Source organism: Rhodopirellula sp. JB055, from assembly GCF_043100905.1.
Classification (GTDB): Bacteria; Planctomycetota; Planctomycetia; order Pirellulales; family Pirellulaceae; genus Rhodopirellula.
The window spans coordinates 1-5,651 of sequence record NZ_JBICHO010000086.1 but is presented as its reverse complement, the minus strand read 5'-3'; the positions used below and the strand labels follow the sequence as shown (position 1 = coordinate 5,651).

Annotated in this window: 4 protein-coding genes, 1 tRNA gene and 1 pseudogene; 1 reads left to right on the top strand and 5 read right to left on the bottom strand. The window is 59.4% G+C overall.

All coding sequences use genetic code 11. The annotated features are described in order from the left end of the window. The 5 genes and pseudogenes from ACF8AM_RS03260 to ACF8AM_RS03240 all read right to left on the bottom strand — a co-directional run. Positions 1 to 555 (bottom strand): annotated as a pseudogene (locus ACF8AM_RS03260) (site-specific integrase); the annotation flags it as partial. A 127-nt stretch (positions 556 to 682) separates the two neighbouring features. Beyond that, a tRNA-Arg gene (locus tag ACF8AM_RS03255) sits at positions 683 to 756 on the bottom strand. Positions 757 to 859: 103 nt separating this feature from the next. Then, complete coding sequence (locus ACF8AM_RS03250; RefSeq protein WP_392554255.1) at positions 860 to 2,266, bottom strand: glycerate kinase; 1,407 nt, start codon at positions 2,264 to 2,266, stop codon at positions 860 to 862. Positions 2,267 to 2,271: 5 nt separating this feature from the next. Further along, on the bottom strand, positions 2,272 to 2,865 hold the full coding sequence (locus ACF8AM_RS03245) for a thioredoxin family protein (protein ID WP_392554254.1): 594 nt from the start codon (positions 2,863 to 2,865) through the stop codon (positions 2,272 to 2,274). Between the two features lie 50 nt (positions 2,866 to 2,915). Next, positions 2,916 to 3,740, bottom strand: a complete 825-nt coding sequence (locus ACF8AM_RS03240) for an enoyl-ACP reductase (protein ID WP_392554253.1) — start codon at positions 3,738 to 3,740, stop codon at positions 2,916 to 2,918. Positions 3,741 to 3,979: 239 nt separating this feature from the next. On the opposite strand from ACF8AM_RS03240, the gene ACF8AM_RS03235 reads away from it, so the two are divergent. Next, the coding region (locus tag ACF8AM_RS03235) for a sigma 54-interacting transcriptional regulator (protein ID WP_392554252.1) at positions 3,980 to 5,651 on the top strand (1,672 nt) is incomplete at its 3' end.

Genomic DNA, 5,651 nt, shown 5'->3' with positions numbered 1-5,651 from the left:
CGGGTCAATCGGTTTCGGTTCGGGTAAGTCACAGCGACCACGTTTCAAGCCGGGCACGGCGGTCAGGGAATGGATGACCGAACCGGGGACCATTTCCTCAGCGACTGCCCAACGGAAAATGCGTGTTAGCCTCCGCATGTTCTTGTTTACTGTGGGGCGGGACTGTCCGCGGTCGATCCATCGTTGCCGGACAGCTTTCAACGCAAGTGGCCCAAACGATTCGGCCGGCAGGTCGGCGTACAGTTTCTTGCAATCGCCGATTACCAAACGCAACGCGTCGACCTCGCTTGTCGGCTTCCCATTCTTCACGTAGTAGCCTTGGGCGAACTTCCAGTACGCGGCAAGCACTTCGATAACTCTGATTTGGGTTTCATCCTCGATGACGCCGCGGCGGCCTGTTGCCAGATACTCGGCAATCCGCCGATCGTATTCGCGTTTGCTGGCAGCGGTGCCATGTGGGCCAAGGTAGTGATCACGTCCGGCGATGGTCACGACCGCTTGGCCGCTTGCCTTGTGCTTCCGATACTTCGGCAAAGACTTCGAGAGTTTGGGCATGTGCCACGTCTCCAATAGCCAAAACGGTATCTACCGTTTTGGAACCAAGGGAAAACGCCGCACGGGCACGATGCCCGGTATCGAATTGAGACCACAATTCCCAATGATTCGGCCGCTTTTGTCTCAATACACCCGGCGGGGTTCGAACCCACAACCTTCGGCTTCGGAGGCCGACGCGCTATCCAATTGTGCCACGGGTGCTTGGGGATGAGCGGGGCTCATCCTCGGTGTTGATTGTGACCGATCCAGGCGACTTGGAACAGATGACTGGGTGGGACGCCAAGTTGCGAGTCAGGGCAGCGGGTCAGTTTTGATGGCAGCGGTGTTTTGGATGGTCCACCAAAGCGATGCGGACGTCGCAGACGTTGGTGCCGGTGGGGCCCGTCAGAAGCAAGCCGCCGACTTGGCGCAAGAAGCCATGCGAATCGTTGCGTCGCATGGCGTCGTGGACGTCAAGGCCCAGTTCCATGATTCGCCGATGAACATCGCCGTCGATCATCCCGCCTGCGGCGTCGCTGGGGCCGTCTTCGCCGTCCGTGCCGCCGGACAGAATGGCGAGCCGTGACCATTGGTCGTCGGTCAGATTCAGTTCCAGCAGTCGAGCGTAGGCGGCCAGAACGAGTTGTCCGTTGCGGCCTCCGACGCCTCGGATCGATGCGTCGGCGAGTGACACGGTTGGTTCGCCGCCACTCAAGAAGGCGTCTTGTCGATGCACGGCTGGATCCGCTTGCAACATCGTGAGCGTGAGCTCTGCCAGGTGCCTCCCGACAGATTCCGCATCGCCTTCGGATTGGCGATGGCAATGCATGACGTGGTTGTAACCCAGGGCTTCCGCGGTGATACCCGCTGCGTCGACGGCGACCGCGTTGTTGCCAAGCACAAAGGTGGAATGGTCGGTCGCCGGCATAGTGGGTGCGGGGTGATCGGAGGCACGCGTCAGGTGTTCGCGAACGACGTGTGGCAGTTGTTGATCAGGGTCAAAGCGGTCCAAAACGGCCAGTGCATCCATCGCCGTGGAGGTGTCGGGAACGGTCGGTCCGGACGCGATCAGGTCGAGCGGGTCGCCGAGGACATCCGAGAGCACGAGAGTGAGAAACTGCCCGGCTCGGTTGGCCCTTAGGAGTCCGCCGCCTTTGACTTCGCTGAGGTGTTTGCGAACGGTGTTGAGGGCCACGATGTCGGCGCCGTGCGAGCTGAGCCAACGTGTGACGGTGAGCTTGTCATCCAGCGAGATGCCGGGCGATGGACGACACAGCAGCGCACTGCCGCCACCCGAAATCAGGCCGATCACCAGGTCGCGAGGACCGGCGCCTGCGACCAGTTGCAGGATTCGATCGGTGCCTTGGATGGCAGCCATCGTGGGCTCGTTGATTCCCGCCGGGCGAGCTTCTTGGATCGTGATGCCGGGCAGGTCGCGGTGGCATCCTTCGGGCACGTTGACATGTCCGATGACAGGAAAGTCTTCGCCGCTGTCGGTGGTCAAATTATTCCGGATGACTTCCGACAAACCCGCCGCCATCGCCGCGGAGGCTTTGCCGGCACCGACGACCACCACGCGATCGAAGGAGTCTTTGCGAATCGCGTGGTCAGCGATCAGCATCGCGGTCTCATCGAAGGAGACTGCATCGATGATCAGCCGGTCTCCCAGGACCGCTTCGACGCCATGTGAGAACATGGCTTGGGCGTCGTTCAAAAGCGATCCTGCGGGCATCGGGTTCACGCGGTGCCGTTGGGGTCGAAGTAAGTTGGCTCGTTGCCTTCTTTCCACTTGATGTTGCAACCGATCGAGGGACGTTGTTCGGCTTTTGGCGAACGGCCCGCGATGGTCTCGTCGAGCGCTGCCCGCAGGTCCGCGCCGGTGACCGGCAAGTCGGACTTGGGACGGCTGGAATCGAGTTGGCCGCGATAGGTCAGTTTGTGGTCGGCATCGAACAAGAAGAAGTCCGGTGTGCAGGCGGCTCCGTAGGCGATGGCGACCGATTGGTCTTCGTCCAAGGCATAGGGAAACGCGTAGCCGCGAGATTCTTTTTCGGCCTTCATGGCATCGAAGTCATCGTCGGGGTACTTCGCGATGTCGTTGCTGTTGATGCCGACGACACCGACACCCTGCTGCATGTATTCGTCAGTCAGCAACTTGAGTTGCTCGGCGACGTGTTTGACGTAGGGGCAGTGATTGCAAAAGAAGATGACCAGCAGGGCTTTGTGATCTTTGAAATCGGCCAGTGAGACTGTTCCGCCATCGGTTTCGGGCAGCGAAAAGTTGGGGGCGGTCGTTCCCAGTGGCATCATCGTCGAAGCGGTGCGAACCATGGTGAGTCCTTGGGGAAGAGGGGGATTAGCAGTTAGCAGTTAGCTAGGAGCTACTTCGTCTGTTTTTTGATTTCGTCGAGCAAGCGACCGGGGCTGCCCATGGCGTGGTAGCCACCGTCCACGTGCAGGATTTCGCCGCTGATTCCGGAGCTGGCGTCGGACAGCAGGAACGCACCGGATTTTCCGACTTCTTCGTGGGTCACGTTGCGGCCCATCGGGGCCATGTGTTCGTACATGGTCAGCATTTCCTCCACGCCAGCGGCTCGTCCGGCGAGCGTGCGGATGGGGCCGGCGGACAGAGCGTTGACGCGGACGCCACGGGCACCCATGTCAAACGCGAGGTACCGCATCGAGGCGTCCAAAGCGGCTTTGCAGACACCCATGACGTTGTATCCAGGAACGCATTTTTCGCCGCCGTAGTAGGTCATCGTCAGCACGGATCCGCCCGGATTCATGATGGGTTCGGCGGCGGAGGTCACCGCCAGCAGCGAATAAACGCTGGATTCCATGGCCAATTTGAAGCCGGCACGGGAGGTGTGCATCGTTTCTCGGCCCAGGTCGTCACGGTCCGCGAAAGCGATCGAGTGCAACAGAAAGTCGATTTTTCCGAAGGTTTTCTCGGTGTGCTCGAAAATGGTGCGGATGTCGTCGTCGTTATTCGCGTCCATGGGTAGGAGGAATTCGGCGCCATCTTCTGGATCTGTCAATTTGGCAACCCGGCGTCGATTCCGCTGTTTTTCGTCATCGGCACGGTCGGGAAGGTGGGTGAAACCACACTTGCCGCCTTGTTTTAGGATTTCTTGAGCGATCGCCCATGCGATCGAATGGTCATTGGCGACCCCGATGATCAGTCCTTTTTTTCCTTCAAATTGCATCTTCAACCTTTTCGGCTTAGTTCTATTTGTTTGTCCGACGGTGAACATCATCGCGGCGGTTTCCAAGACCGACAAGCCGACGTTCGTAACTGGGACACCGACGCGTGATTGGTTACTCATCCCCCACAATTGTCAAAGCACCTTCAGCCATGGATCGGTCGCACACGGCTTCTCCTCCGCCCGTATCTCCCGCATCTTCCGAAGGCTCGGCTGCACATACCGGCGATTTATCTTCGTTCATGCCCGTCCTGCTGGGATTGATCGGGAACCAGGCGACCGTGCGTGGCGGAGTCGTCAGCCAGGTCCAGGATCAGTGGCAGCCCACGCATTGGACCGGCGATCGGTGGAGCGAGGCGGAATCGTTGGCCAGCCAAGCGGTCGCAGAGGACCAGGTGGTCCGAGCGAATGGTTTCGCGGCGGTGGGAGTCGAGGTTGCTCCGGCGAGTGACATGGCTGTTTCGTCGAGTCAGGAGATTCTGCCTGGCATCGGCAGCGACGCGATCGTGTTGTCGGTGGACGGCCAGCCCGCAGATGCCAACACCATGGAAATGTTGGCGACTGCCCTGGGGCGGTTCTTGTGGCTGCAGCGTAACCATCAAAACGACGCTCGGCGGTTGTGGCAAACCTCCAAAATGCTGGAGCACGCGGCCATGTGGCAGCAGCTCGACAGCGACGAGAAATTGTTGGCTTCGATGGCCGACTGTGCTTGCGAGGTGCTGAATTGCGAACGAGCCACCATCTTTCTATGGGATAAACGCACCAAGAAACTGGTCGGCCGCCCGGCGATCGGAATTGAAGGTGGCGTGCTGGAAGTCGAGGACAACGCTGGAATCGTTGGTGAAGCCTTGCAAAGTGGCAGCCCGCGATGGTGGTCAGCAGGTGGAACGGACGAAGGTCGCGTCAACCGCCGAATTGATCAAGCTCAGAACTTCACGACCCGATCGTTGCTGGCCGTTCCGATGGTGAACGCTCGGGACCAGGTCATTGGCGTCTTCGAGGGCATCAACGCGCGTCCCGGTGATCACCGAAACGAGAGCTTTGATGCGGCGGACGTTCGCACGCTGACTGAATTGGCGATGCACGCGTCCATCGCGATCGAATCGTATCGAACGCGAACGGATTTGACAGAAACTCGCGACCGGTTGGTGGAGCAAGCGGCCCAGTCGAAACCGCTGATCGGCAACCATCATTCCATCCAAGAGATTCGTCGCAACGCAACCAAGGTGGCTCCTACAGATCTGAGCGTCCTGGTGTTGGGCAGCAACGGAACGGGCAAAGAAGTCTTGGCTCAGCACATTCACTATCAAAGTGAACGTCGCAACGGACCCTTCGTCGCGGTCAACTGTGCCGCGTTGGTCGAGACGTTGCTGGAAAGCGAACTGTTTGGGCATGAAAAAGGTGCGTTCACGGACGCCTCGGACACTCGAGTGGGCAAGTTCGAATTGGCCAACGGCGGAACGTTGTTCTTGGACGAGGTCGGCGACATGAGCGCTGGCGGTCAGGCCAAGTTGCTGCGTGTTTTGGAGGAAAAGGTGGTGGTCCGTGTCGGCGGGTCGTGCCCGATTCCCGTGGATGTCCGCGTGATTGCGGCGACCAACCAACCCCTGCAGGAATTGATCGAGTCCAAACGCTTTCGCGAAGATTTGTTTTTCCGGTTGAATGTCGTCTCGCTGACGTTGCCGCCTTTGTCTCAGCGAGGCGAAGATGTGATGGAGTTGGCCGAGCATTTCTTGGTGGACTTTTGCCGTCAGATCGGCCGAGCTGTGCCAACGTTCGCGCCCTGTGCTCGCGAAGCGATGTTGTCGCATGATTGGCCAGGCAACGTGCGTGAACTGCGGAACACGGTCGAGCGGATTTGTTATCTGACCACCACCGAAGTGGTTCGCGCGGATGATCTGATGATGTCGCCTT

Excerpts from the sequence above, each read along its gene's own strand:
- ACF8AM_RS03250 (WP_392554255.1), bottom strand. The coding sequence starts at position 2,266 with ATGCCCGCAGGATCGCTTTTGAACGACGCCCAAGCCATGTTCTCACAT.
- ACF8AM_RS03245 (WP_392554254.1), bottom strand. The coding sequence starts at position 2,865 with ATGGTTCGCACCGCTTCGACGATGATGCCACTGGGAACGACCGCCCCC.
- ACF8AM_RS03240 (WP_392554253.1), bottom strand. The coding sequence starts at position 3,740 with ATGCAATTTGAAGGAAAAAAAGGACTGATCATCGGGGTCGCCAATGAC.